This window comes from Streptomyces sp. NBC_00210, assembly GCF_045160975.1.
Taxonomy (GTDB): domain Bacteria; phylum Actinomycetota; class Actinomycetes; order Streptomycetales; family Streptomycetaceae; genus Streptomyces.
The window spans coordinates 3,592,264-3,617,984 of the sequence record NZ_CP108120.1; the positions used below are offsets into that span (position 1 = coordinate 3,592,264).

At 68.4% G+C, this 25,721-nt stretch carries 35 protein-coding genes; 4 read left to right on the forward strand and 31 right to left on the reverse strand.

The features are described from left to right. Positions 1-41 precede the first annotated feature (41 nt). Complete coding sequence (locus OG729_RS16160; RefSeq protein WP_405806727.1) at positions 42-1,004, forward strand: hypothetical protein; 963 nt, start codon at positions 42-44, stop codon at positions 1,002-1,004. Here OG729_RS16160 and truA read toward each other — a convergent pair. The 31 genes from truA to rpsJ form a co-directional block, all read right to left on the reverse strand. Further along, positions 975-1,877 (reverse strand): tRNA pseudouridine(38-40) synthase TruA, encoded by a 903-nt coding sequence (gene truA, locus OG729_RS16165; RefSeq protein ID WP_360878863.1) that lies wholly within the window; start codon positions 1,875-1,877, stop codon positions 975-977. The genes OG729_RS16160 and truA overlap by 30 nt on opposite strands. A gap of 73 nt (positions 1,878-1,950) precedes the next feature. Beyond that, positions 1,951-2,448, reverse strand: a complete 498-nt coding sequence (gene rplQ, locus OG729_RS16170; RefSeq protein ID WP_360878860.1) for a 50S ribosomal protein L17 — start codon at positions 2,446-2,448, stop codon at positions 1,951-1,953. Positions 2,449-2,579: 131 nt separating this feature from the next. Continuing rightward, on the reverse strand, positions 2,580-3,602 hold the full coding sequence (locus OG729_RS16175; protein ID WP_003956430.1) for a DNA-directed RNA polymerase subunit alpha: 1,023 nt from the start codon (positions 3,600-3,602) through the stop codon (positions 2,580-2,582). 109 nt (positions 3,603-3,711) lie between these two features. Further along, entirely contained in the window at positions 3,712-4,116 is a 405-nt protein-coding gene (rpsK, locus tag OG729_RS16180; protein WP_003956432.1) for a 30S ribosomal protein S11, read from the reverse strand. 65 nt (positions 4,117-4,181) lie between these two features. Continuing rightward, complete coding sequence (rpsM, locus tag OG729_RS16185) at positions 4,182-4,562, reverse strand: 30S ribosomal protein S13 (protein ID WP_360878855.1); 381 nt, start codon at positions 4,560-4,562, stop codon at positions 4,182-4,184. 194 nt (positions 4,563-4,756) lie between these two features. Next, positions 4,757-4,870: a 50S ribosomal protein L36 gene (gene rpmJ / locus OG729_RS16190; RefSeq protein ID WP_003956441.1), complete on the reverse strand. Its 114-nt coding sequence runs from the start codon at positions 4,868-4,870 to the stop codon at positions 4,757-4,759. A gap of 59 nt (positions 4,871-4,929) precedes the next feature. Then, positions 4,930-5,151 carry a translation initiation factor IF-1 gene (gene infA / locus OG729_RS16195; RefSeq protein WP_003956442.1) on the reverse strand — a complete coding sequence of 74 codons (222 nt, stop codon included), beginning with the start codon at positions 5,149-5,151 and terminating at the stop codon, positions 4,930-4,932. Between the two features lie 311 nt (positions 5,152-5,462). Next, on the reverse strand, positions 5,463-6,299 hold the full coding sequence (map, locus tag OG729_RS16200; protein WP_405806731.1) for a type I methionyl aminopeptidase: 837 nt from the start codon (positions 6,297-6,299) through the stop codon (positions 5,463-5,465). Between the two features lie 98 nt (positions 6,300-6,397). Further along, positions 6,398-7,066 (reverse strand): adenylate kinase, encoded by a 669-nt coding sequence (locus tag OG729_RS16205; protein WP_360878849.1) that lies wholly within the window; start codon positions 7,064-7,066, stop codon positions 6,398-6,400. Beyond that, a complete protein-coding gene (secY, locus tag OG729_RS16210) occupies positions 7,066-8,385 on the reverse strand; it encodes a preprotein translocase subunit SecY (RefSeq protein WP_360878847.1) in 1,320 nt (439 codons plus the stop codon). The genes OG729_RS16205 and secY overlap by 1 nt, the downstream gene beginning before the upstream one ends. 189 nt (positions 8,386-8,574) lie before the next feature. Continuing rightward, positions 8,575-9,030, reverse strand: coding sequence for a 50S ribosomal protein L15 (rplO, locus tag OG729_RS16215; protein ID WP_142214197.1), 456 nt, complete (start codon positions 9,028-9,030; stop codon positions 8,575-8,577). A gap of 1 nt (position 9,031) precedes the next feature. Continuing rightward, positions 9,032-9,214 carry a 50S ribosomal protein L30 gene (rpmD, locus tag OG729_RS16220; RefSeq protein ID WP_005313525.1) on the reverse strand — a complete coding sequence of 61 codons (183 nt, stop codon included), beginning with the start codon at positions 9,212-9,214 and terminating at the stop codon, positions 9,032-9,034. Beyond that, complete coding sequence (rpsE, locus tag OG729_RS16225; RefSeq protein ID WP_405806733.1) at positions 9,214-9,816, reverse strand: 30S ribosomal protein S5; 603 nt, start codon at positions 9,814-9,816, stop codon at positions 9,214-9,216. The genes rpmD and rpsE overlap by 1 nt, the downstream gene beginning before the upstream one ends. A gap of 46 nt (positions 9,817-9,862) precedes the next feature. Further along, positions 9,863-10,246: a 50S ribosomal protein L18 gene (gene rplR, locus OG729_RS16230; protein ID WP_405806735.1), complete on the reverse strand. Its 384-nt coding sequence runs from the start codon at positions 10,244-10,246 to the stop codon at positions 9,863-9,865. A gap of 3 nt (positions 10,247-10,249) precedes the next feature. After that, positions 10,250-10,789, reverse strand: coding sequence for a 50S ribosomal protein L6 (rplF, locus tag OG729_RS16235; protein ID WP_405806737.1), 540 nt, complete (start codon positions 10,787-10,789; stop codon positions 10,250-10,252). A 21-nt stretch (positions 10,790-10,810) separates the two neighbouring features. Next, complete coding sequence (gene rpsH, locus OG729_RS16240) at positions 10,811-11,209, reverse strand: 30S ribosomal protein S8 (protein ID WP_005313538.1); 399 nt, start codon at positions 11,207-11,209, stop codon at positions 10,811-10,813. 210 nt (positions 11,210-11,419) lie between these two features. After that, complete coding sequence (locus OG729_RS16245; protein ID WP_099500629.1) at positions 11,420-11,605, reverse strand: type Z 30S ribosomal protein S14; 186 nt, start codon at positions 11,603-11,605, stop codon at positions 11,420-11,422. Positions 11,606-11,610: 5 nt separating this feature from the next. Next, positions 11,611-12,168: a 50S ribosomal protein L5 gene (gene rplE / locus OG729_RS16250; protein WP_360878836.1), complete on the reverse strand. Its 558-nt coding sequence runs from the start codon at positions 12,166-12,168 to the stop codon at positions 11,611-11,613. Beyond that, on the reverse strand, positions 12,168-12,491 hold the full coding sequence (gene rplX, locus OG729_RS16255) for a 50S ribosomal protein L24 (RefSeq protein ID WP_142214201.1): 324 nt from the start codon (positions 12,489-12,491) through the stop codon (positions 12,168-12,170). Before rplX ends, rplE begins: the two co-directional genes overlap by 1 nt. A 2-nt stretch (positions 12,492-12,493) precedes the next feature. Further along, a complete protein-coding gene (rplN, locus tag OG729_RS16260; RefSeq protein WP_359396279.1) occupies positions 12,494-12,862 on the reverse strand; it encodes a 50S ribosomal protein L14 in 369 nt (122 codons plus the stop codon). A gap of 144 nt (positions 12,863-13,006) precedes the next feature. Continuing rightward, on the reverse strand, positions 13,007-13,291 hold the full coding sequence (gene rpsQ / locus OG729_RS16265) for a 30S ribosomal protein S17 (RefSeq protein ID WP_405806739.1): 285 nt from the start codon (positions 13,289-13,291) through the stop codon (positions 13,007-13,009). Continuing rightward, a complete protein-coding gene (gene rpmC / locus OG729_RS16270) occupies positions 13,288-13,515 on the reverse strand; it encodes a 50S ribosomal protein L29 (RefSeq protein WP_405806741.1) in 228 nt (75 codons plus the stop codon). Before rpmC ends, rpsQ begins: the two co-directional genes overlap by 4 nt. Beyond that, positions 13,515-13,934 (reverse strand): 50S ribosomal protein L16, encoded by a 420-nt coding sequence (gene rplP / locus OG729_RS16275; RefSeq protein WP_360878828.1) that lies wholly within the window; start codon positions 13,932-13,934, stop codon positions 13,515-13,517. The genes rpmC and rplP overlap by 1 nt, the downstream gene beginning before the upstream one ends. A gap of 5 nt (positions 13,935-13,939) precedes the next feature. After that, the gene (rpsC, locus tag OG729_RS16280; RefSeq protein WP_307661679.1) at positions 13,940-14,791 is read right to left on the reverse strand and encodes a 30S ribosomal protein S3; all 852 of its coding nucleotides are present in this window, start codon (positions 14,789-14,791) and stop codon (positions 13,940-13,942) included. Beyond that, the gene (rplV, locus tag OG729_RS16285) at positions 14,791-15,138 is read right to left on the reverse strand and encodes a 50S ribosomal protein L22 (protein ID WP_004571827.1); all 348 of its coding nucleotides are present in this window, start codon (positions 15,136-15,138) and stop codon (positions 14,791-14,793) included. The genes rpsC and rplV overlap by 1 nt, the downstream gene beginning before the upstream one ends. 42 nt (positions 15,139-15,180) lie before the next feature. Further along, on the reverse strand, positions 15,181-15,462 hold the full coding sequence (gene rpsS, locus OG729_RS16290) for a 30S ribosomal protein S19 (RefSeq protein ID WP_127356386.1): 282 nt from the start codon (positions 15,460-15,462) through the stop codon (positions 15,181-15,183). 12 nt (positions 15,463-15,474) lie between these two features. Then, complete coding sequence (rplB, locus tag OG729_RS16295; protein ID WP_351498702.1) at positions 15,475-16,311, reverse strand: 50S ribosomal protein L2; 837 nt, start codon at positions 16,309-16,311, stop codon at positions 15,475-15,477. Between the two features lie 40 nt (positions 16,312-16,351). Continuing rightward, complete coding sequence (gene rplW / locus OG729_RS16300; RefSeq protein WP_360878823.1) at positions 16,352-16,675, reverse strand: 50S ribosomal protein L23; 324 nt, start codon at positions 16,673-16,675, stop codon at positions 16,352-16,354. Next, on the reverse strand, positions 16,675-17,325 hold the full coding sequence (gene rplD, locus OG729_RS16305) for a 50S ribosomal protein L4 (protein WP_405806744.1): 651 nt from the start codon (positions 17,323-17,325) through the stop codon (positions 16,675-16,677). The genes rplW and rplD overlap by 1 nt, the downstream gene beginning before the upstream one ends. A 5-nt stretch (positions 17,326-17,330) precedes the next feature. Further along, a complete protein-coding gene (gene rplC, locus OG729_RS16310) occupies positions 17,331-17,975 on the reverse strand; it encodes a 50S ribosomal protein L3 (RefSeq protein WP_405806746.1) in 645 nt (214 codons plus the stop codon). Positions 17,976-17,989: 14 nt separating this feature from the next. After that, on the reverse strand, positions 17,990-18,298 hold the full coding sequence (gene rpsJ / locus OG729_RS16315) for a 30S ribosomal protein S10 (protein ID WP_003948644.1): 309 nt from the start codon (positions 18,296-18,298) through the stop codon (positions 17,990-17,992). A gap of 515 nt (positions 18,299-18,813) precedes the next feature. On the opposite strand from rpsJ, the gene OG729_RS16320 reads away from it, so the two are divergent. From OG729_RS16320 to OG729_RS16330, 3 genes are all read left to right on the forward strand, one after another. Then, on the forward strand, positions 18,814-20,484 hold the full coding sequence (locus OG729_RS16320; protein ID WP_405806747.1) for an RNA ligase family protein: 1,671 nt from the start codon (positions 18,814-18,816) through the stop codon (positions 20,482-20,484). Beyond that, positions 20,485-23,325: a poly(A) polymerase gene (locus OG729_RS16325; protein WP_405806748.1), complete on the forward strand. Its 2,841-nt coding sequence runs from the start codon at positions 20,485-20,487 to the stop codon at positions 23,323-23,325. 341 nt (positions 23,326-23,666) lie between these two features. Next, the gene (locus OG729_RS16330) at positions 23,667-25,694 is read left to right on the forward strand and encodes a PIG-L family deacetylase (RefSeq protein ID WP_405811152.1); all 2,028 of its coding nucleotides are present in this window, start codon (positions 23,667-23,669) and stop codon (positions 25,692-25,694) included. Positions 25,695-25,721: the final 27 nt, after the last annotated feature.

Consider the following 25,721-nt stretch of genomic DNA (forward strand, 5'->3'; position numbering starts at 1 on the left):
TGTCGTCATCCCCTCGCCCCAACAGGTTTAGGATGCGCGGCATGAGCTTTGGGCAGGGGGGACCTCAGTGGGGGTCCGGTGGACAGAACCAGGACCCGTACGGAGGTCAAGACCCGTACGGGCGAGCGGACCGGTACAACTTCGGGCAGAACGACCCGGATCCGTTCGGCCTGCGCGCCTCGGCGGCGGCCGACAACACACCGGACTGGGCCGCGCTCGCCGACGCCTCGGCGACGCGTGCCCGCCGCAGGCGGTGGCTGCTGATAGGCGGCGGCGCACTCGCGACCGCCACGATCGCCGGCGTCGTGGCGACCGGGATCGTCTCCTCCAACAGTGACGAGGACAACCGCTCTTCGGGCAAGAACGCCAGCGAGCTCCCCGCGGCGCCCGACCTGCCCAGCGACACGACCCAGCCCGAGCCGTCCTTCTCCTCGGTCGCCCCGCTGCCCCCGCCGAACCCGAAGGACTTCATCTCCGACGAGAAGAAGGACACGGCGCCGCTCAGTGCGGAGTCCCTCTTCCCGGGCAAGAAGCTGACGATGGGCGACCGGGTGTACGCCAAGGGCGCCACCGCCCGCACCGGCACCTGCCCCTCAGCCACCCAGGGCGCTCTCGGCTCGGTCCTCGAGAGCAACGGCTGCGACCAGGTCTTCCGCGCCACCTACAGCAAGGACGGCATCGCGGTCACCATCGGCGTCGCCGTCTTCGGCACGGAGGCGGAGGCCAAGAAGGCGGCCCAGCAGGCGAAGGGCAATGTCGCCCCGCTCCCCGGCGCAGGCGTCCCCAGCTTCTGCAAGGGCGGCCCGGTCTGCCGGTTCACCGCCAACTCCTACGGCCGCTACGCCTACTTCACCGCCACCGGCTACACCAAGGCCAAGTCCGTCACCTCGGGCGACTCCAAGGCCTTCCAGACGGGCGACGACCTCGCGGAGTTCACCTTCCGTCAGATCGTGCGCCGCGGCGAGGCCCAGGCCTCAGCAGCAGCCGCCAACCCCGCCGGCTGACCCCGGCAGCGAACGCCTGTTGCGGGCCTCCCGATTCCGGGCGGCCAGCAACTCGTCGGCGGGATAACCGACTTCCTCCAGCGTCAGGCCGTGCGGGCGCACCACATGGACTGCAGAGTCCCGCACCCCGGCGGCCAGCACCTTGCCCGGCCAGTCCACCGGACGGTGCCCGTCCCCCACGAACAGCAGCGCGCCGACCAGCGAGCGCACCATGTTGTGGCAGAAGGCATCGGCCTTCACGGTCGCGGTGATGATCCCGGCCGCGTCCCGCTCCCACTGAAGCTGCTGCAGCGTACGAATCGTGGTGGCGCCCTCGCGCTTCTTGCAGTACGCCGCGAAGTCGTGCTCCCCGACCAGCCTCTCGGCGGCGGCATTCATGGCCTCGACGTCCAACGGCCAGTCGTGCCAGAGCACATGGCCGCGCAGCAGCGGATCGACGCCCGCGGGGTGGTCGGTCACCCGGTACGCGTACCGCCGCCAGATCGCCGAGAAGCGCGCGTTGAACCCGGCCGGAGCCTCGGCGACCCGCCAGATCCGGACATCGCGCGAGAGCCGCCCGGCCAGCCGCTTCAGCAGCTTCTCCTGGTGCTCGGCCCAGAGGCTCCGGGGCAGATCGACGTGCGCGACCTGCCCGCGGGCGTGCACCCCGGCATCGGTCCGCCCGGCGACGGTCAGCTCGTACGTCTGCGAGGAGCGCGTGACCGTACGCAGTGCGTCCTCGATCTCCCCCTGGACCGTCCGCTGCCCGCGGGCCTGCTTGGCCCAGCCGGAGAAGTCCGCCCCGTCGTAGGACAGGTCCAGCCGCACCCGCACGCTGTGCTCCTCCGGGGGGCAACCCCCGGACCCCCGGTCGTGCTCCACCTCATCGCTCACGCGACAGATCCTCTCAATGCGGAAGGGCCCGCTCCCGTGAGGGAGCGGACCCGTCCATCAGCCGTCAGAACGCTCAGGCGTCCTTGGACTCGGCGGCCTCGTCGGCCGGCGCGGCGTCCTCGACAACCTCGGCCTCGGCGGCCTTGGTCTCGGACTCCTTGACCGCGCGCTTGGTCGCGGCCTCGGCCTCGGCGACGGTCGCCTTCTTGGCGATCTCACCCTCGACCAGCTCGATCACAGCCATCGGGGCGTTGTCGCCACGACGGTTGCCGATCTTGGTGATGCGGGTGTAGCCACCCGGGCGCTCGGCGTAGCGCGGGGCGATCTCGGTAAAGAGGGTGTGCACGACGCCCTTGTCCGTGATCGTCTGCAGCACCAGGCGACGGTTGTGGATGTCGCCCTTCTTCGCCTTGGTGATCAGGCGCTCGGCGACCGGACGCAGGCGGCGGGCCTTGGCCTCGGTCGTGGTGATGCGGCCGTGCTCGAACAGCGACTTCGCAAGGTTCGCGAGAAGCAGACGCTCGTGCGCGGCGCTGCCGCCGAAACGAGCTCCCTTGGTGGGACGCGGCATGGTGTTTCTCCTTGTGATCTGCACCGGCCGTATCAGGTACCGATGTCAGTTACCGGCGGGCGGCCGCCCACCGGAAGTGTGTGATCAAGCCCGTCCGGCGGTTGAGTTCTCAACCGCCGGACGGGTCTGGATCAGTACTGCTCGGTCTCGACGAAACCGGCGTCCGCGTCGTCGTCGGCGCCAAAGGCGTCGGCGGCGGCGGTCGGGTCGAATCCGGGGGGGCTGTCCTTCAGGGCCAGGCCCATGCCGGCCAGCTTCGCCTTGACCTCGTCGATCGACTTCGCACCGAAGTTGCGGATGTCGAGCAGGTCGGCCTCGGAGCGGGCGACGAGCTCACCCACGGAGTGGATGCCCTCGCGCTTGAGGCAGTTGTACGAACGAACGGTGAGCTCGAGCTCCTCGATCGGCAGCGCCAGGTCGGCAGCGAGCGCGGCGTCCGTCGGGGACGGACCCATGTCGATGCCCTCGGCGTCGATGTTGAGCTCGCGCGCCAGACCGAACAGCTCGACCAGGGTCTTACCGGCCGACGCCATGGCGTCACGCGGACGCATGGCCTGCTTGGTCTCGACATCGACGATCAGCTTGTCGAAGTCGGTGCGCTGCTCGACACGGGTCGCCTCGACCTTGTACGTGACCTTGAGCACCGGCGAGTAGATGGAGTCGACCGGGATACGGCCGATCTCCTGGCCCACCTGCTTGTTCTGCACGGCGGAGACATAGCCGCGACCGCGCTCGACGGTCAGCTCCATCTCCAGCTTGCCCTTGCCGTTCAGCGTCGCCAGAACGAGGTCCGGGTTGTGGACCTCGACACCGGCCGGCGGGGCGATGTCAGCAGCGGTGACCAGGCCGGGACCCTGCTTGCGCAGGTACATCACGACCGGCTCGTCGTGCTCCGAGGAGACGACCAGCTGCTTGATGTTGAGGATGAGGTCGGTGACGTCCTCCTTGACGCCCGGCACGGTGGTGAACTCGTGCAGGACACCGTCGATCCGGATGCTGGTGACAGCAGCGCCGGGGATCGAGGAGAGGAGCGTACGGCGGAGCGAGTTACCGAGGGTGTAGCCGAAGCCCGGCTCCAGCGGCTCGATCACGAACCGTGAGCGGTACTCGTCGACGACCTCTTCGGTCAGCGAAGGACGCTGAGCGATAAGCATGAGAAATGCCTCCAGTCTTGGCACCCACTATTTGATGCCAACGGAACAAGGGTACGGGCGGTACGGCACCGAAGCGCCATACCGCCCGCAAAGTCCTACCCGCGAGGGGTCAGACGCGGCGACGCTTCGGGGGGCGGCAGCCGTTGTGCGGGGTGGGGGTGACGTCCTGGATCGAACCGACCTCGAGGCCCGTGGCCTGGAGGGAGCGGATCGCGGTCTCACGGCCGGAGCCGGGACCCTTGACGAAGACGTCGACCTTGCGCATGCCGTGCTCCTGCGCGCGGCGGGCGGCCGACTCGGCGGCCATCTGCGCGGCGAAGGGGGTGGACTTGCGCGAGCCCTTGAAGCCGACGTGGCCGGCGGAGGCCCAGGAGATCACGTTGCCCGAGGGGTCCGTGATCGAGACGATCGTGTTGTTGAACGTGCTCTTGATGTGGGCGTGCCCGTGAGCGACGTTCTTCTTTTCCTTGCGGCGCACCTTCTTGGCAGCGCCCTGACGACCCTTGGGGGGCATCTATTACTCCTACGGGAGGTGGTCGGTCCTACAGCGAAGACCGCTGATGAGCGTCCGGCTGAGGACTACTTCTTGCCCGGCTTCTTCTTACCGGCGATCGCGCGACGCGGGCCCTTGCGGGTACGAGCGTTCGTGCTGGTGCGCTGACCGTGGACCGGCAGGCCACGGCGGTGCCGCAGACCCTGGTAGCAGCCGATCTCGATCTTGCGGCGAATGTCGGCCTGGACCTCACGGCGAAGGTCACCCTCGGTGCGAAGGTTGGCGTCCACGTACTCGCGGATCTTGACCAGGTCCTCTTCGGGGAGGTCACGAACGCGGGTGTTCGGGTTCACGCCCGTCTCGGAGAGGATCTCCTTCGACCGGGTGCGCCCGATACCGAAGACGTAGGTGAGTGCGATCTCCACACGCTTTTCGCGCGGGATGTCAACACCGGAAACGCGTGCCATTCAATGGCTCCTGTGTGTTTCGGGGGTCTTCCGCAGAACCACTCCCGACCGCCGACCGCCTCGAGTGAAGCAGTGGTACGTCCGGGTCCCCGGCCCCCGCCGGAGGTGCCGCCGACCCTCTACGGGCTGGGCGGATTCTGCGTATGTACTTGCTTGGATACGTCGCGCGAAGATCTGCGAATGCAGGTCGTGCGTCAGCCCTGGCGCTGCTTGTGGCGCAGGTTGTCGCAGATGACCATGACCCGGCCGTGACGGCGGATCACCTTGCACTTGTCGCAGATCTTCTTGACGCTCGGCTTGACCTTCATGGGATGTGAGGTTCTCCGGGTCAGTGCCGGCACCCCACGCGATGGGGTGACGACAAGATCTACTTGTACCGGTAGACGATCCGTCCGCGCGTCAGGTCGTACGGAGAGAGCTCCACGACAACCCGGTCGTCCGGGAGGATACGGATGTAGTGCATCCGCATCTTGCCGGAGATGTGCGCGAGGACTTTGTGACCGTTCTGGAGCTCCACCTTGAACATGGCGTTCGGGAGGGACTCGATCACGGTGCCCTCAATTTCGATGGCACCTTGCTTCTTGGCCACGCTTCGCCCTTCGAATCGGCTACCTTGATCGGCTCACACGACCGCATGCAGACACACGGGTAGACGAGAGCCGACGCATCAGTCTACGTCAGGCCACTCGAAAAGACGAATCCGGCAAGTTTGCCCATCCGGAGAGATCCTTAAGCGGCCGCACGCCCGTCGGCGTCCTCCGACCGGCTGCGCCGGACTCCGTCCGGACGTGACGCTCAGCCCAGCGGGGCCCAATCCCTGACGCCGCCCTCGCGGGCTCGGCGCCGGGGCGCCTCGCAAGCTTCGACCGGCTGCGCCGGACTCCGTCCGGACGTGGCCGCTCAGCCCAGCGGGTCGGGGGCCGCCGTGATCCCGTACTCCGCCAGCTTCGCCCTGCCGCAGTCCGGTGCGGTGAGGACCAGCGGGCCCTGCTCGGTCAGGGCGACGGAGTGCTCCCAGTGCGAGGACCACGTGCCGTCCGTCGTGATGACCGTCCAGTCGTCCTGCAGCACCTCGGTGTGCGGGGTGCCCAGCGAGACCATCGGCTCGATCGCCAGGCAGAAGCCGGGGACCAGCTTCGGGCCCTTGCCACGCTTGCGCGAGACATAGTTCAGCAGGTGCGGGTCCATGTGCATCTCGGTGCCGATGCCGTGGCCGCCGTACTCCTCGATGATCCCGTACCGGCCGCCGCCCGGCTTCGGCTGGCGGCGGATGTACGTCTCGATCGCGCGCGAGACGTCCACCAGCCGGTTGCCGTTCTTCATCGCCGCGATGCCCGCCCACATCGACTCCTCGGTCACCCGCGAGAGCTCGATCAGCTCCGGAGCGTGACCGCTGCCGACGAAGACGGTGTAGGCCGCGTCACCGTGCCAGCCGTCGACGATCGCGCCCGCGTCGACGGAGATGATGTCGCCGTCCTTGAGGACGGTCTTCTCGTCCGGGATACCGTGCACGACGACCTCGTTCACAGAGGTGCAGATCGTCGCGGGGAAGCCGCCGTACCCCAGGAAGTTCGACTTCGCACCGTGGTCGGCGATCACCTTGCGGGCGACCTCGTCCAGATCCTTGGTGGTGGCACCGGGCACGGCCGCTTCACGCGTCGCCGCATGGATCGCGGCGACGACCAGCCCCGCCTCGCGCATCTTCGCGATCTGCTCCGGGGTCTTGATCTGCACCATGTGCTTTGCCTTCCACCTCTGTCGTGTCTGTGCTCAACAGTACGGCCGCGGCGCCCATCGGACACCGCGGCCGAACCACTGGTACTGCGGGGTACTGCTCAGTCCTTGGCGTGCTGCGTGACCTTCTTCAGCGCCTCCATCGCGCGCTCGGTCACGTCGGTGACCTTGCCCAGCGCGGAGATGGTGACCACCAGGCCCTGGCCCCGGTAGTAGTCGATGATCGGCTCGGTCTGCGTGTGGTAGACCTCGAGCCGCTTGCGCACCGTCTCCTCGGTGTCGTCGTCACGCTGGTACAGATCGCCGCCGCAGGTGTCGCAGACACCTTCCTGCTTCGGCGGGGAGTACGTCACGTGGAAGACATGGCTGGAGTCGTTGCGGCAGATGCGACGGCCCGCGATCCGCTTCACGACCTCGTCCTCGGGGACCTCCAGGTCGAGCACCGCGTCCAGCGTCATGCCCTCGGACTTCAGCATCGCGTCGAGCGCCTCGGCCTGCGAGACATTGCGCGGGAAGCCGTCCAGCAGAAAGCCGTTCGCGGCGTCGGGCTGTTCCATCCGGTCCTTGGCCATGCCGATGGTGACCTCGTCCGGGACCAGCTCTCCCGCGTCCATGTAGGCCTTGGCCTGCCGGCCGAGCTCTGTGCCCTGGCTGATGTTGGCGCGGAAGAGGTCGCCCGTGGAGATGTGCGGGATCGACAGGTTCCTGGCAAGGTACGCAGCCTGCGTTCCCTTGCCGGCACCGGGCGGTCCGACGAGGACGATTCGCATCAGCGGAGGAACCCTTCGTAATTGCGCTGCTGGAGCTGGCTCTCGATCTGCTTCACGGTCTCCAGACCCACACCCACGATGATGAGGATGCTCGTCCCGCCGAACGGGAAGTTCTGGTTCGCGCCGCCGAAGCCCGCCAACGCCATTGTTGGGACGAGAGCAATCAGACCCAGGTACAGCGAGCCCGGCCAAGTGATCCTGTTGAGCACGTAGCTCAGGTACTCGGCAGTAGGTCGACCAGCCCGGATACCCGGGATGAAGCCACCATACTTCTTCATGTTGTCCGCGACTTCCTCGGGGTTGAACGAAATCGCCACATAGAAGAAGGCGAAGAACACGATCAGGAGGAAGTACGTGGCGATGTAGTACGGGTGGTCACCCTTGACGAAGTGCTGTTGGATCCAAGACTTCCAGCCCGCCTGGGAGTTGGAGAACTGTGCGACCAACGCCGGGATGTAGAGCAGCGACGAGGCGAAGATGACGGGAATCACACCCGCCTGGTTCACCTTGAGCGGGATGTACGTGGACGTGCCGCCGTAGGAACGGCGCCCGATCATGCGCTTCGCGTACTGAACCGGGATACGGCGCTGGGCCTGCTCGACGAAGACGACCAGGGCGACCATCACGAAGCCGATCAGGATGACCGTGCCGAACTCGATCCAGCCCTTGGCGAGCTTGCCGGTCTGCTTGATGGCCCACAGGGCGCCCGGGAAGCCGGCGGCGATCGAGATGAACATCAGGATCGACATGCCGTTGCCGATGCCGCGGTCGGTGATGAGCTCACCGAGCCACATGACGGCCGCGGTGCCCGCCGTCATGCAAGTGACCATGACGATGGTGGTGAAGATCGAGCGGTTCGGAACGATCTGGTCGGCCACCTGGCAGCCGCTGAAGAGCGCGCCGCTGCGGGCCGTGGCCACCAGCCCGGTGCCCTGCAGCACGGCGAGTGCCACGGTCAGATACCGGGTGTACTGCGTGATCTTCGCCGTGCCGGACGAGCCCTCCTTCTTGAGGGCTTCCAGGCGCGGGATGACCACGGTCAGCAGCTGCAGGATGATGCTCGCCGTGATGTACGGCATGATGCCCAGCGCGAAGATGGTGATCTGCAGCAGCGCTCCGCCGCTGAACATGTTCACCAGGCCGAACAGGCTGTTGTTGCCCTTCTGGGCCGCGTCCACGCAGATCTGTACGTTCTGATAACTGACACCCGGGACCGGAATATGTGACCCGAGCCGGTACAGAACGATGATGCCGAGCGTGAAGAGCAGCTTCTTGCGCAGGTCGGGCGTCTTGAACGCCCGGGCGAACGCGGTGAGCACGGTGCCTCCTGCGACCCCCGCGCTTCTGCGTCAGAGGTGACGGTAATTGAGGATCAACGAATAGGTATTTACAGCAACAGTGCACGCCACCTTACCGGCGGATGTGCTCCCCTAGGAACGACCAACCGGGGATGCCCCTTTTGGGAGGCATCCCCGGTCGGTTTTCAGCTTTCAGCCACTGAACTCGTCTCAGACGAGCTCGGTGACGGTGCCGCCGGCAGCGGCAATCTTCTCCTTGGCGGAGCCGGAGACGGCGTCAACCGTCACCTGCAGCGCCACGGAGATCTCGCCCTGGCCCAGGACCTTGACGAGGCTGTTCTTGCGCACCGCGCCCTTGGCGACCAGGTCGGCCACCGTGACCTCTCCACCCTCGGGGTAGAGAGCGCCGAGCTTGTCCAGGTTCACAACCTGGTACTCGGTGCGGAACGGGTTCTTGAAGCCCTTGAGCTTCGGGAGACGCATGTGGAGGGGCATCTGCCCACCCTCGAAGCGCTCCGGAACCTGGTAACGGGCCTTGGTGCCCTTGGTACCACGACCTGCGGTCTTACCCTTGGACGCCTCACCACGACCCACACGGGTCTTCGCGGTCTTGGCACCCGGGGCGGGCCGGAGGTTGTGGACCTTCAGCGGGTTGTTCTCCGCCATGTCAGTCGACCTCCTCAACCGTGACGAGGTGGCGGACGGTGTGCACCATGCCGCGGAACTCGGGACGGTCCTCCTTGACAACCACGTCGTTCAGGCGCTTGAGCCCGAGCGAACGCAGGGTGTCGCGGTGGTTCTGCTTGCTGCCGATGTACGACTTCGTCTGCGTGATCTTGAGACGGGCCATTACGCACCCGCTCCCGCACGTGCACGAAGCAGAGCCGCGGGGGCGACGTCCTCGAGGGGCAGACCACGGCGGGCCGCGATCTCCTCGGGACGCTGCAGGCCCTTGAGGGCCGCCACGGTCGCGTGCACGATGTTGATCGCGTTGGACGAGCCGAGCGACTTCGACAGGATGTCGTGAACGCCGGCGCACTCGAGCACCGCACGCACCGGGCCACCGGCGATAACGCCGGTACCGGGGGCAGCAGGCTTGAGCAGGACGACGCCCGCGGCCTTCTCGCCCGTGATCGGGTGCGGGATGGTGCCCTGGATACGCGGAACCTTGAAGAAGTTCTTCTTGGCCTCTTCAACGCCCTTGGCGATGGCCGCGGGAACTTCCTTGGCCTTGCCGTATCCGACACCTACGGTGCCGTCACCGTCGCCCACCACGACCAGCGCGGTGAAGCTGAAGCGGCGACCACCCTTGACAACCTTGGCAACGCGGTTGATCGCGACAACGCGCTCAACATAAGCGGTCTTCTCGGCGGCAGCGCCACCGTCGCGACCCTTCCGGTCCCGCCGCTCGCCGCCACCGGCACCGCTTCCGCGGCGCTGGGGTCCAGCCATTGGATTTACCTCTCTCTGTTACGTCCGTTAGTCCCGGAACCGGGGCTCAGAACTTCAGCCCGGCTTCGCGGGCGGCGTCAGCCAGAGCGGCAATGCGCCCGGCGTACCTGTTGCCACCACGGTCGAACACGACGGTCTCGATGCCGGCAGCCTTCGCACGCTCGGCGACAAGCGCGCCAACCTGCTTGGCCTGGGCGCTCTTGTCGCCCTCGCCACCACGGATCGAGGTGTCCAGGGTCGACGCCGACGCGAGCGTGTGGCCCGCGATGTCGTCGATGACCTGCGCAACGATGTTGCGGTTGGAGCGCGTCACGACCAGGCGCGGACGCTCCGGCGTACCGGAGATGTGCTTGCGGACGCGGATGTGGCGGCGCTTGATGGCGGCGCGCTTGTACGCGTCACCCTTGGCGATCTTTACACCGTATGCCATGGCTTACTTACCCGCCTTTCCGACCTTGCGGCGGATGACCTCGCCCGCGTACTTGACGCCCTTGGCCTTGTACGGGTCGGGCTTACGCAGCTTGCGGATGTTCGCGGCGACCTCGCCGACCTTCTGCTTGTCGATGCCCTCGACCGAGAACTTGGTCGGCGACTCGACCTTGAAGGAGATGCCCTCGGGCGCCTCCACCAGGATCGAGTGGCTGTAGCCGAGCTGGAACTCCAGGTTGGAGCCCTTCGCGGCAACGCGGTAACCGACACCGCTGATCTCGAGCGCCTTGACGTACCCCGTGGTCACGCCGGTGATCATGTTCGCCACCAGCGTGCGGGACAGGCCGTGCAGGGCCTTGTTCTGACGCTCGTCGTTCGGGCGCAGCACCTTCAGGGTGCCGTCCTCGCCCTTGGTGACCTCGATCGGCGCGGCGACGGTGTGCGAGAGGGAACCCTTGGGGCCCTTCACAGCGACCGTGCGGCCATCGATGGTGACGTCCACACCGGCGGGAACCTGGATGGGGAGCTTGCCGATTCGCGACATTGGCTATTCCTCCGTTCCCGACTACCAGACGTAGGCGAGGACTTCCCCACCCACGCCCTTCTTCTGCGCCTGCTGGCCGGTCAGGAGACCGTGGGACGTGGAGATGATCGCCACGCCCAGGCCGCCGAGAACCTTCGGCAGGTTGGTGGACTTCGCGTACACGCGCAGACCCGGCTTGGAGATGCGCTTGATGCCGGCGATCGAACGCTCGCGGTTCGGGCCGAACTTCAGCTCCAGGACGAGGTTCTTGCCGACCTCGGCGTCCTCGACCTTCCAGCCGGTGATGAAGCCCTCCTGCTGGAGGATCTCCGCGATGTGCGACTTGATCTTGCTGTGCGGCATCACGACGGAGTCGTGGTACGCCGAGTTTGCGTTACGCAGACGCGTGAGCATGTCTGCGATGGGATCAGTCATGGTCATGAATTGGCCTTCGGCCTCTCTCGCCGGGGTTTCCTGTATGCGCCATCCCTCTCCCCACTCAGTGGCGGGACGGGTGCGGTGCGGGGACCTACGGCGTAGTAAGTCGGTCAGGGCGACGGGCGCCCAACCCCACAAGCCTACGGCATGTGAGGGCGGGCTCCCGCCGACCAGATACTTACCGAGAGCTTCCGGTGATTCCCAAGTAGGGAATTACCAGGAGCTCTTGGTCACGCCCGGCAGCTCGCCACGGTGAGCCATCTCACGAAGGCACACGCGGCACAGGCCGAACTTGCGGTAGACGGAGTGCGGACGGCCACAGCGCTGGCAGCGGGTGTAGGCGCGCACACCGAACTTGGGCTTACGAGCAGCCTTGGCAACAAGAGCCTTCTTCGCCATCTCGCTTACGCCTCCTTGAACGGGAAGCCGAGGTGACGAAGGAGCGCGCGGCCCTCAGCGTCGTTGGTCGCCGTGGTGACCACGGTGATGTCCATACCCCGGACGCGGTCGATCTTGTCCTGGTCGATCTCGTGGAACATGACCTGCTCCGTGAGACCGAAGGTGTAGTTGCCACGGCCGTCGAACTGCTTGGGGGACAGACCACGGAAGTCGCGGATGCGCGGCAGCGCGAGCGACAGGGTGCGGTCCAGGAACTCCCACATGCGGTCGCCACGAAGCGTGACGTGGGCACCGATCGGCTGGCCCTCACGCAGCTTGAACTGCGCGATGGACTTACGGGCCTTGGTGACGGCCGGCTTCTGGCCGGTGATCGTGGTGAGGTCCTTGATGGCACCATCGATCAGCTTGGAGTCGCGGGCGGCGTCGCCCACACCCATGTTGACCACGATCTTGACGAGGCCGGGCACCTGCATGACGTTCTCGAACGAGAACTCCTCGCGCAGCTTGCCCGCGATCTCCTCGCGGTACTTCGTCTTCAGACGCGGAGTGGTGGTGGTAGCCATCAGATGTCCTCACCCGTCCGCTTGGCAACGCGGATCTTGTTGCCCTCGTCGTCGAAGCGGTAACCGACGCGCGTGACGACCTTGTTGCCGTCCTTCTCCACGACGAGCTGAACGTTGCTCACGTGAACAGGGGCCTCGGTCGTGACGATGCCACCGGTCTGCGAACCGCGAGCGGTCTGACCGGCCTTGGTGTGCTTCTTGACCCGGTTGACACCCTCGACCAGGACGCGGTCCTCGCGGGGGAAGGCCGCGATGACCTTGCCCTGCTTGCCCTTGTCCTTGCCGGTGATGACCTGAACCAGGTCGCCCTTCTTGATCTTCATGCTTACAGCACCTCCGGCGCGAGCGAGATGATCTTCATGAACTTCTTCTCGCGCAGCTCACGGCCCACCGGGCCGAAGATACGGGTGCCGCGAGGGTCGCCGTCGTTCTTCAGAATGACGGCGGCGTTCTCGTCGAAGCGGATGTACGAGCCGTCCGGACGGCGGCGCTCCTTGACGGTGCGAACGATGACCGCCTTGACGACGTCACCCTTCTTCACGTTGCCACCGGGGATCGCGTCCTTGACGGTGGCGACGATGACGTCACCGATGCCCGCGTAGCGGCGACCGGAACCACCGAGAACACGGATGCAAAGGATCTCCTTGGCACCAGTGTTGTCGGCGATACGCAGCCGCGACTCCTGCTGGATCACGTCTATCTCCTGATCGTCTGCCGGTTCCCGGCGGGCTGTGCCAGATCACTGGCCCAGCCCGCCGAGCCTGGCGGAACTAGTGCTGGGGCGAGCCCAGCGGGGGGGGCATGCGGGGACTCTCCGGTCAGGGAGAACCCCGCAAAATTACTTGGCCTTCTCGAGGATCTCGACGATGCGCCAGCGCTTGGTCGCCGACAGCGGACGCGTCTCCATGATGATGACGCGGTCGCCGACGCCGGCAGCGTTCTGCTCGTCGTGCGCCTTGAGCTTGTTCGTACGGCGGATGACCTTGCCGTACAGCGCATGCTTCACGCGGTCCTCGACGGCGACGACGACGGTCTTGTCCATCTTGTCGCTGACGACCAGACCCTCACGGGTCTTGCGGAAACCGCGGGCGGTGTTCTCTTCAGTCACATTGCTCTCGCTCATGAGGCGTTCTCCACCGTCTCGATGCCCAGCTCGCGCTCACGCATGAGGGTGTAGATCCGCGCGATGTCCTTGCGGACGGCCTTGAGCCGGCCGTGGTTCTCGAGCTGACCGGTCGCCGCCTGGAAGCGGAGATTGAACAGCTCTTCCTTGGCCTCGCGGAGCTTGTTGAGAAGCTCCTCGTTGCCCAGCTCGCGCAGCTCGGACGCCTTGGTTCCGGCCGACATCACGCCTCACCTGCCTCGCGCCGAACGATGCGGCACTTCATCGGAAGCTTGTGAGCAGCGCGGGTGAGCGCCTCACGAGCAGTCTTCTCGTTCGGGTAGGACAGCTCGAACATCACCCGACCGGGCTTGACGTTCGCGACCCACCACTCAGGGGAACCCTTACCGGAACCCATGCGGGTCTCGGCGGGCTTCTTGGTCAGCGGGCGGTCCGGGTAGATGTTGATCCAGACCTTGCCGCCACGCTTGATGTGGCGGGTCATCGCAATACGAGCCGCCTCGATCTGGCGGTTGGTCACGTACGCCGGGGTGAGGGCCTGAATGCCGTACTCGCCGAACGCAACCTGCGTACCACCCTTTGCCATACCGCTGCGCTTCGGGTGGTGCTGCTTGCGGTGCTTGACCCTACGGGGGATCAGCATTTCGGTCAGGCCTCCGTTCCGGTGCTCTCAGCAGCCGGAGCAGCGGCAGCGGCGGGAGCCTCGGCCTTGGGGGCCTCGGCTGCCGGCGCAGACTGCTGCGGCTTGCGGCCACCGCGGCCACCCCGCTCGCCACCACGACCGCCACGGCCACCGGCCGGACGGTCGCCGGCGCCACCACGGGCCGGGCGGTTACCCGCACGGGCCGCAGCGTTCTCGGCGCGGACCTCGGCGATGTTCTTGACGTCGCCCTTGTAGATCCAGACCTTCACACCGATACGGCCGAAGGTCGTCTTGGCCTCGAAGAAGCCGTAGTCGACGTTCGCGCGGAGCGTGTGCAGGGGCACGCGGCCCTCGCGGTAGAACTCCGAGCGGGACATCTCGGCGCCGCCGAGACGGCCACCGCACTGGATCTTGATGCCCTTGGCGCCGGCCTTCATCGTGCCCTGCATGCTCTTACGCATGGCGCGACGGAAGGAGACGCGGGAGGAGAGCTGCTCGGCGACGGCCTGGGCCACCAGCTGAGCGTCCACCTCGGGGTTCTTGACCTCGAGGATGTTCAGCTGGACCTGCTTGCCGGTCAGCTTCTCCAGCTCGCCACGGATGCGGTCGGCCTCGGCGCCACGACGACCGATGACGATGCCCGGGCGGGCGGTGTGGATGTCAACGCGGACGCGGTCGCGGGTGCGCTCGATCTCAACCTTCGAGATACCGGCTCGCTCCATGCCCTTCGTCATCATGCGACGAATGGCGACGTCTTCCTTGACGTAGTCCTTGTACAGCTTGTCGGCGTACCAGCGGGACTTGAAGTCCGTGGTGATGCCGAGCCGGAACCCATGCGGGTTAACCTTCTGGCCCATTACCGGGTTCCTTCCTTGCTGCTGACGACCACGGTGATGTGGCTGGTCCGCTTACGGATCCGGTAGGCACGGCCCTGAGCACGCGGACGGAACCGCTTCAGGGTCGGGCCCTCGTCCACGTACGCCTCGCTGATGACCAGCGAAGAGGCGTCGGTGTGGTCGTAGTTGTGTGCAGCGTTGGCAATGGCGCTGTCAAGCACCTTGCCAACCGGCACGCTCGCGGCCTGCGGGGCGAAACGCAGGACCGCCTGAGCCTCCGTGGCATCCATGCCACGGATGAGGTCCACCACTCGGCGGGCCTTCATGGGCGTGACGCGGATGTACCGCGCCTGGGCCCTGGCTTCCATGGTTGTCCCTTCGGTGTAAGTCATAGTCGTTTCCACCCCGCGTTAGCGGCGCTTCGACTTCCGGTCGTCCTTGACGTGGCCGCGGAAGGTGCGAGTCGGCGAGAACTCGCCGAGCTTGTGGCCGACCATCGACTCGGTGACGAACACCGGGACGTGGATCTTGCCGTTGTGCACCGCGATCGTGTGGCCGAGCATGGCCGGGATGATCATCGAGCGACGGGACCAGGTCTTGATGACGTTCTTGGTGCCTGCTTCGTTCTGTACGTCCACCTTCTTGATCAGGTGGTCGTCGACGAAAGGCCCCTTCTTGAGACTGCGCGGCATCTAAACCCGCTCCTAGCGCTTCTTGTTCGTCTTGCGGCGGCGGACGATGTACTTGCTCGATGCCTTCTTCGGCGAGCGAGTACGACCCTCCTTCTGACCCCACGGGCTGACCGGGTGGCGACCACCGGAGGTCTTGCCCTCACCACCACCGTGCGGGTGGTCGACCGGGTTCATGGCGACACCGCGGACGGTCGGGCGGACGCCCTTCCAGCGCAGACGGCCGGCCTTGCCCCAGTTGATGTTCGACTGCTCGGCGTTGCCGACCTCGCCGATGGTGGCGCGGCAGCGGACGTCGACCAGGCGGATCTCACCCGACGGCATACGAAGGTGGGCCATGGAGCCCTCCTTCGCCAGCAGCTGCACGGAGGCACCCGCGGAGCGGGCGAACTTCGCGCCGCCGCCGGGCCGCAGCTCGATGGCGTGGATGGTCGTACCGACCGGGATGTTGCGCAGCGCCAGGTTGTTGCCGGGCTTGATGTCGGCGGCCGGGCCGTTCTCGACACGGTCGCCCTGCGACAGGCCACGCGGCGCGATGATGTAGCGCTTCTCGCCGTCTGCGTAGTGCAGCAGCGCGATGCGCGCGGTGCGGTTCGGGTCGTACTCGATGTGAGCGACCTTGGCCGGCACGCCGTCCTTGTCGTGACGACGGAAGTCGATCACGCGGTAGGCACGCTTGTGGCCACCGCCCTGGTGACGGACGGTCACACGACCGGTGTTGTTACGGCCGCCCTTGCTGTGCAGGGGGCGGACCAGCGACTTCTCCGGCGTGGACCGCGTGATCTCGACGAAGTCGGCGACGGAGGAGCCACGGCGGCCCGGCGTCGTCGGCTTGTACTTGCGGATTCCCATTTCTCAGTCCTCGTCCGATTCCGGACGATCCAGACCGCCGTTAGGCGGTCGGACCGCCGAAGATGTCGATACGGTCGCCCTCGGCAAGGGTCACGATGGCGCGCTTGGTGTTGGCGCGCTTGCCGAAACCGGTGCGGGTGCGCTTGCGCTTGCCCTGGCGGTTGATCGTGTTGACCCCGGTGACCTTGACCGAGAAGACCGCCTCGACGGCCTGCTTGATCTGGGTCTTGTTGGAGCCGGGCGCGACGATGAACGTGTACTTGTTCTCGTCGAGCAGGGCGTAGCTCTTCTCGGAGACAACCGGCTTGACGAGAACGTCACGCGGGTCCGAGTAGGTCTTGCTGGTTACGGTCGCCTCGGACATCAGGCGTCGCTCCCTTCGGTCTCATCGGCCTTGGGGCCAGACACGAAGGACTCGAAGGCGGCCTTGGTGAAGACCACGTCGTCGGAGACGAGCACGTCGTACGTGTTCAGCTGGCCCGGCTCCAGGAGGTGCACCTGGGGCAGGTTGCGGGCGGAGAGCCACGCGGCCTCGTCGGCCCGCTCGACGACCAGGAGCACGTGCTTGCGCTCACTGATCTTGCCCAGCAGGGTCTTCGCGGCCTTGGTGGAGACCTCGCCCTCGATCACGCCGGTGACGACGTGGATACGGGAGTTGCGGGCCCGGTCGGTGAGGGCACCGCGCAGGGCGGCGGCCTTCATCTTCTTCGGGGTCCGCTGCGAGTAGTCACGCGGCTGCGGGCCGTGGACAACGCCACCGCCGGCGAACTGCGGCGCACGGGTCGAACCCTGGCGGGCGCGGCCGGTGCCCTTCTGACGGTAAGGCTTCCTACCGCCACCACGGACCTCGCCACGGCGCTTGACCTTGTGCGTGCCCTGACGGGCGGCCGCCAGCTGCGCAACGACGACCTGGTGGAGCAGCGGGATGCTGACCTTGGCGTCGAAGATCTCGGCCGGGAGCTCGACGGTCCCGGACTTGTCGCCGGAGGGCGACAGAATGTCAATGGTGCTCATAGTCCTCAGACCCCCTTGGCCGCAGTGCGGACGAGGACGAGGCCGCCGTTCGGACCAGGAACCGCGCCCTTGATGAGCAGCAGGCCCTTCTCCGCGTCAACCGCGTGGATGGTCAGGTTCTGGGTGGTGACCCGCTCGTTGCCCATGCGGCCCGCCATGCGCATGCCCTTGAAGACACGCCCAGGGGTGGCGCAGCCACCGATGGAACCGGGCGAGCGGTGCTTGCGCTGGGTACCGTGACCGGCGCCCAGGCCCTTGAAGTTGTGACGCTTCATGACACCGGCGAAGCCCTTGCCCTTGCTCTTGCCCGTGACGTCAACCTTGACGCCGGACTCGAACACCTCGGCAGTGATCTCCTGGCCCAGCGTGTACTCGCTGGCGTCAGGGGTGCGGAGCTCCACCAGGTGGCGGCGGGGGGTCACGTCGGCCTTGGCGAAGTGGCCCTTGAGGGGCTTGTTCACCTTGCGCGGGTCGATCTCGCCGAAGGCGATCTGGACCGACTCGTAGCCGTCGGAGTCATTCGTACGGACCTGGGTAACGACACAGGGCCCGGCCTTGACGACGGTCACCGGGACGACACGGTTGTTCTCGTCCCAGACCTGGGTCATGCCGAGCTTCTCGCCCAGGACGCCCTTGATCTGCTTTGCCATCTCTTCCGCGCCTCTCAGAGCTTGATCTCGATGTCAACGCCGGCCGGAAGGTCCAGGCGCATCAGCGAGTCAACGGTCTTGGGCGTCGGGTCGAGGATGTCGATCAAGCGCTTGTGGGTGCGCATCTCGAAGTGCTCGCGAGAGTCCTTGTACTTGTGCGGCGACTTGATGACGCAGTACACGTTCTTCTCAGTGGGCAGCGGCACCGGGCCCGCGACCGACGCACCAGTGCGGGTCACCGTCTCGACGATCTTCTTCGCCGAGGAGTCGATGACCTCGTGGTCGTAGGCCTTGAGCCGGATGCGGATCTTCTGTCCCGCCATGGCTACTCAGTAGTCCTTTGTCTAGTGAAACGCTCTGGAACTCGGTCGGTCCTGCGATCTTCTCCGACCCCCGCGGTCGGGCGTGTCGCACTCCCTCTACGAAGATCTCCCGAAGGATTTCCCAACCAAGGGGGTGCGGGCCGAAGACCACGCGTCGGGGGAAGAACACCCACCGAGTGCCTGGCTGGTACCCCGCTGACACTTCCCGGAAGATTCCCGTACGTCCGCTCCAGCGCTGCCTTACGACAGATGGGGCGACGAGTACTGTGGGACTCGCTTCCGGTCCTCCCGGCGGGAGGCGCGCAGCATTGGCACTCAACCGAGCAACCCGGATAGTCTGCCATACGGGCCGGTGCCCTGGCCAATCGAGCCGAAGAGGTTACCCCGGCGGGGTTGCGTGTCAAACCCCGGCACGCGGAGGGCCGGGCGCCCCCGGCCGGTGGTTATTGGCTGGATCGCCGCTCGATGGGACTCCTACAGTGACGGGCACATCGTCACCGGGGGGCCGATCCGTCATGCGTACGCACTATCCGCGGACACCGCATCTGCCGTGGTCGCCGGGTGCGGCCTCGGACGATGTACGGATCGCCGATCTGTCCGCGCTGCTCGGCCGCGAGGTCGTGGTCACCGAGAAACTCGACGGCGAGAACACGACGCTGTACGCCGACGGGCTGCACGCCCGCTCCCTCGACTCGGCGCATCATCCGTCGCGGGCCTGGGTCAAGGCCCTGCAGGGGCGGATCGGGCACGGCATCCCGGACGGGTGGCGGGTGTGCGGCGAGAACATGTATGCGCGGCACTCGATCGCCTATCGGGACCTCGACAGCTGGTTCTACGGATTCTCGGTCTGGGACGGCGACGGCCGGTGTCTGGACTGGGACCGGACCGCGCGGTTTCTGCGAGACCTGGGCGTTCCGGTGCCGGCGGTGCTGTGGCGGGGGGTGTTCGACCGGCGGGCGGAACGTGCGCTGCGGGCGCTGAAGTTCGACACCGAACGGCAGGAGGGTTACGTCGTACGGACGGTCGACGGCTTCGGTCCGCAGGAGTTCGGCCGGCGGGTGGCCAAGTGGGTGCGGCCCTGGCACGTAGCGACCGACACGCACTGGATGCACGCCACCGTCGTGGCGAACGGACTTGGTCCGGCCGCCGCGCTGTGGGCGGTCCGGTCCGGCGCCGCGCCGGACGCCGAGGCGCTGCTCGCTGCGGTGGGGGTGCCCGAGGGGGATCGGACCGCGGCCTGTGATGTGTCCGCGCGGCTCGATGCGCTCGGGCGGACCGGCGACGCCCGGCTGGCCGGAGTCCTCGCCGCGCTGCTGCACGAGCGCCCGCGCTCCTGGCTCGCGGGGCGGCTGGCCGCACCGCTGGGCATGCCGACGGCCCGCCGCGTCGCGGACCTGGTCGGGCTGCACACCGGGCTGCACCGGCCCTACCCCGACGAGCAGCGCCGGACCGGGCTCGTACGGATGTCGTACGCAGTGGACCTGGGTGTGCTGCACGCCGTCGCCGGGGCCCTCGCGCCGGACGCCGATGCGCGCGAGCAGGTGGACTGGTCCCAGCTGCACGCGGAAGGCGTCGATGGGCCGACGGGCCTGCGGGAGGCGTTCGCCGACCTGGACACCGACGCGGCCGACCGCTGCTGGGCCGAGGCCCGCGAGGCGTACGCCCAGGGGCGCATCACGACCGCCGAGGAGGCCGTCGCCGTGAGCTGGCGCTGGCGGTCCGGGGAGTTTCCGAAGCTGATCCACATGGTCGGTCCTTCGGGCAGCGGGAAGAGCACCTTCGCGCGCGGCCTGGACGCCGATGTCCACGTGTCCCTCGACGATCTGCGGGAGGCCCGCGGTTCACGCGCCGACCAGCGAGCCAACAAGGACGTCCTGCGCACCGGCCTGGAGCGGCTCGACACCGCACTGGCCGAAGGTGGGACCGTGGTGTGGGACGCCACAGCCCTGAACCCGCACCAGCGTTCCCTGGTGCACGCGGTCGCCCACCGCCGCGACGCCCTGACCACGCACGCGGTGGTGCTCGTCGACGCGGCCGAACTGGCCCGGCGCAATACCGACCGGGCGAACCCGGTGCCGCCACAGGTGCTCGGCGCGCAGCTGCACCGCTTCGTACCGCCGTACCCCGGCCAGGCGCACCGCACCTGGTACATCGGAGCGCGCGGGACCGTCGAGGAGGAGGTGTAGGTGCGCACCAGCGAGGAGATCTACCACCGGGTCCGCTGGGACTCGCGCTTCGACCCGGCCCGGTTCGTGATGGGGATCAACCAGCGGTCCGCGCCGCCCAAGCGGATTCCACTGGACGCATTCGACCCCGGCGGCGAGATCCCGTGGCACCGGGTGCTGTTCTTCGAGGCGGACGGCGAGGTCGTGTGGGACCGCTCCTCGGGGGTCGACCGGATCGACGCGACGGACGCCGGACGGGTACGGGACCCACGGCGACTGCGCGCGCCGTTCTTCGCGGCGAGGACTCCGTACGCCTGGGACCGGGAGCAGGACGCCTGGGTGCCCGCGCGGACGCCCCGGGGAGCAGCCGTGTCGGAGAGTCTGCGCGTACTGACCTGGAACACCCTGTGGGACCGCTACGACAGCGACCGCATCGACACCGCCCGGCGCCGCCCACTGCTGCTGGACGCCCTCCGTGACGCAGACGCGGACGTCATCGCGCTGCAGGAGGTCGAGGCGGAGCTGCTCGGCATGCTGCTGCGGACCGGATGGGTGCGCGACGGCTACACGCTGGGCACCGACCCGGCCGCAGAGGACGTCGAGGACTGCGGGCTGCTGCTGCTCAGCCGACTGCCCGTGCGGGAGGCGGGCCAGCACGTCCTCGGCCCGCACAAGGCCGTCACCGCCGTCGTCGTGGACACGTCGTCCGGCCCACTCGCCATCGCCGCGACCCATCTGACCAGCGACCACTCCGAGAACGGCCAGGACAGGCGGGAGGCCGAACTGGTCCGGCTGGCCGAAGGCCTGGCGGGCGTCGAGGGCGACCTGGTCCTGCTCGGCGACTTCAACGACGGCGGGGACGCCCCGCAGACGACTCTCGGGATGCGGGACGCGTGGAGCGAGGTGCACGGGGCGCACGACCGGACACCGACCTTCGACCCGGCCGCCAATCCGCTGGCCGCGGTCTCCTCACTGTCGGGGCGGGCCTCCCGGCTGGACCGGGTACTGCTGCGCGCGGAGGGCCTGCGGGCGGACGGAGCGGTCCTGCGGGGCAGAGCGCCCGGCCCGGACGGGCTGTATGTCTCCGACCACTACGGCGTCGAGGCGGAGCTCGGTCTCGGCGGGTACGAGCCTGGCGAAGTCCTCGCCGTACGACCGACGGCCCGTACGGCGGTGGCGTGGATTCCCCCGCAGAAGCTGTGGCCGCCGATCCAGCACGTCCGCCGGGAACACGACCGCCAGATCCACCGCTGGCCGCCGCACGTCAATGTGCTCTTCGGTTTCGTGCCGGAGTCCGAGTTCGAGCGGGCGGCCCCGCTGCTCGCCGCGGCGGCCGCCGAGGCACCGGCGTTCACCGCCCGGCTGGAGGGCGTGCACTGGTTCGGGCACCGGGAGGACTCCACCGTGTGGCTCGACCCGGCCGCGGACGGCGAGGAGCCGTGGGGTCGGCTGCGCCACGCGCTGGAGCAGCGGTTCCCGCGCTGCGGGGGCCGCGCGAAGGGCTTCACCCCGCACCTTTCGCTGGGCCGGACCAGGGATCCGCACGAGCTCGCCGCCCGCTGCGCTGCCCTGCTCGACGGCATGACGGCGCGGGTCGGGGAGCTGGTCCTGCTCTCCCGACGGGGCGAGGAGCCCATGCGGGTGCGGGCGACGGTGACGCTGGGGACGGGCGAGGTGCGATGGGTGCCCGAGGACGGCGCCGTGGGTGCTTCGGCCGCCGACGGGCCCGAGCTTGCTCCGGCCGCCGACGGGTCCGAGCTTGCCGGCCGGATCGCTTGGCGTGTCTCGCAGGCGCTCGGCGACGGAGCCGTCCATCTCGTCGGCTCCCGGCGCATGGGGTGCGCCCTGCCCGGCGCGGACCTGGACCTGGTGGCCGCGCTGCCGGGCGCGGCCGAACCGGCCGACGTGCGGGCGCGGTTGGCGGCCGCGCTGCCCGATGCGACCGAGGTGCGGGAGGTGATCGGGGCACGCGTGCCGGGGCTGCGACTGAACGTCGACGGTATGGGCGTGGACCTGGTCGTCGTCGCCACCGAAGCGGTGGATCCCGCTCAAGCGGTCGGCCGCCGGGCCGAGTTGGGCGAGGCGGCGGCTATCGCGCTCAGCGCGGTGAGCGACGCGAACGACCTCCTCGCATCGGTCGGCGCCCACAGCGCGGCGTTCGCCCGACTGGCCACGCAGGTCAAGGCGTGGGCGAAAGCCCGCGGCCTCGACTCGGCCCCCTTCGGTGGCCTGCCTGGCCTGGCCTGGTGCGTACTGGCGGCCCATACCGTCCGTGAGGCCGGTGACCTGCCGCCCGCCGACCTGATGCGCCACTTCTTCGCGACGTGGGCGGCCTGGGACTGGCGCGAGCCGGTGGGCCCGCCGGGGCCCGCCGTTCCGCTCGTGGGCTCCCCATGGCCTGCCGTCCCCGTCGCGATCATGACCCCGTCGGCGCCGGTCCGTCCCTGCACCGCCCAGGTGACCGCCGCCGGCCGTGACCTGCTGGCCCAGGAACTGTTCCGCGCCTGGGAGCTCCTGGAGACGGACCCGGACCCGTGGCCGGAACTGCTGGCACCACCGCCCCTGCACCGCCGCCACGCGGCATGGGCCGTCGTGACCGTCCCCCGCGGCCCGGACGAGGGCAGGGTCCGCGGCCGCATGAGGGCGCTGCTCACGGCACTGGAGGAGGCGGGCGTACCGGACGTCCACGCCTGGCCCCACCCGTTCGGGACGGACCCGGCCACCACCCGGTATGCCATCGGCCTGGGCCCCACCCCGCCCGATGGGGCTCTCCTCGACGAGATCGCCGACCGCTGGCTGCGGGGCCTGCCGGGCGTGACGCTCGCCCTGGCGCCCGGCGGCGAGGTCCCGACGCTGGGCTGATCCCTTTCTGTCCCTTCCTGTCCTTCCTGCGGATCCTGTGGACGGGAACAACACACGAACGCTCAGGCAACCTGGCGTGCCCGCTTTCCGTCTAGCTGAGCGCGGGGAGCGGCTCCGACCAGCCTCTCCGGCAGCTGGGGAGATCACAGTACGCAGACGGGGGCCCGGCCCGACCGCTGCGGGGGGAAGCGGACGGAGCACAAGTGAACGACGGAGCTGTCCGCGCGCTGCCCACGGCCGTGCGCGCAAGGGGCGAGGACATACCCGCGGCCGGGGAGCACGGTGACACCGCCACCGCCGGCGGGCGAAGCCGGCCACGCAGGCGCAGTGTCGTCGCCGCGTTGACCGCCCTGGTGGCGGCGGGCGCGGTCACCTCATGCTCCGTACCCGCCCCGCGGCGGGCCACGGCCACCGCCGACCCCGCCCCCGGCATGCCGATAGCCAGCTCCCGACGCGCACAGCTGATGCAGATACTGGCCCACCCGGACGACGATCTGTACTTCATGAACCCGGACACCCAGCGGATGCTGGACGCCGGGGTCCCGCTCGTCAGCGTCTATGTCACCGCCGGCGAGCACGACGGCAGGAACCACATCCCCGGGGTCGGGAACGTCCCCGCGGACAAGGCCGACTACTCCTCCGCACGCCACCAGGGCCTGCGCCAGGCGTACGCCGCGCTGATAGGGCTCGACAAGTTCGCCGACTGGACCAAGGGCGTCGTCTCGCTGAACGGCGACCGCCAGGCCGAGATCAACACCCTCACCAACGGCAGCCGCAGGGTCGAGCTGATCTTCCTCAACCTCCCCATGCACACCGCCCGCCGCTATATGGCCCTCCCCAGCCTGTGGCAGGACCGGGCACTGGGTCTGAACACCGTCGTCGCCGCGGACTCCCGGCTGCGCAGGACCGTCGCGTACGACTACGACGCGCTCATCGACGTACTCGTCGGGCTGATGGAGCAGTACCGGCCGACCGTGATCCAGACCCTGGACCCCGACCCGGACATCCAGCACAGCGACGAGGCGACCCGCAAGAAGGACAGCGAGCAGCGCGGCTACTCGGATCACGCCGACCACACCGCCGTCGCCTCGTTCAGCTGGGCCGCGATGGTCCGCTGGGTCGCCCATGCCACCAAGGACGACGGTGAGGTGCCCGGCTTTGTCGCCACCTCGTTCCGCGGCTACTACAACCGCCACTGGCCGAAGAACCTCCCGGTCCCGGTCCTCAGGGCGAAGGCCGCGGGTCTCGTCCCGTACGGCGGCGACCCGGACTGGGAGTGCGGCAACCCGGCCGGCTGCGGCGACTACAACGTCGGTGGCATCCGCCCGCTCAGGAACACGAAGGGCTGGGTGCGCTCCACCCACTACCGCTACCCCGGCGCCCGGCCCGTCGTCGCCGCCGAGCCGTCCGGCCGGCTGGTCGCCTATGGCGTGCTCGGGCTGCGCACGGTCCGCTGGCGCGAGACGCGGCCGGGCAGCGGCCGGTGGGGAGCCCCGGACGACCTCGGCGGCGGCCCGCTCGCGCCCACGCTCGGCGCGGCGACCCTGGAGGACGGCCGTCAGCTGCTGTTCGCGCTGCGCTTCGCCTCGATCGGCGGCCACGGCAGCACCAACCGCCGCGAGATAGTGCTGCTCGAGCAGCGCTCCCCCGGCGGCGAGTTCCTCGCCTGGGACGGTCTCGGCAACCCGGAGCGGGACGACGACCGGGGGCGGCGCATAGGCGTGCCGGTCGCGGTCGCGGCCCCCGACGGCCGGGTGCATCTCTTCGTGCGCAACGCGGACAAGGGCATCAGCACCCGGATACGCGACACCGACGGCAGCTGGGACCACTGGCGCGACCTCGGCGGCGCGGAGATACAGGACGGTCTGTCGACCGTCGTGGACGGCGCGGGACGCGTCCATGTCTTCGGCGCCGGGCGGGAGAACGTGCACCACTGGACGCAGGAGACGATGGGGCTGCCGCTCACGTTCCGCTCGGACGGCGAGCTGCCCGTGCCCGGGGACCCGCTTGCCCCCGTCCCGACGCGTGACGGCGGTATCGAGCTCTTCTACCGCAGGCCCGCTTCCTCGCTGGTGCTGGCCGTGCGACCCGGTGGCGCCCCCTCGCGCCCCCGCAAGGAGGGCTTCGAAGGCTACGGTCTGCTCAGCGCGGCCGCGGCTCCCGGCGGCCCGGTGCTGCTCGGCAAGGACACCCGCGGCCGGGTCCAACTCCGCACCGGCAAGCAGCTTCTGACACGTATTCAGGGCACTGCTGCACTGGACTCCCCCGCCCTCCACCTGCGCGGCCCGCGCGGCACCGCCACGGCGGTGGGCATGGGCGCGGACGCACACCCCTGGATCTGGTCCCCGCAGTCCGGCACCGCCGGCTGACAGCACCGGCAGCACCGGCAGCACCGG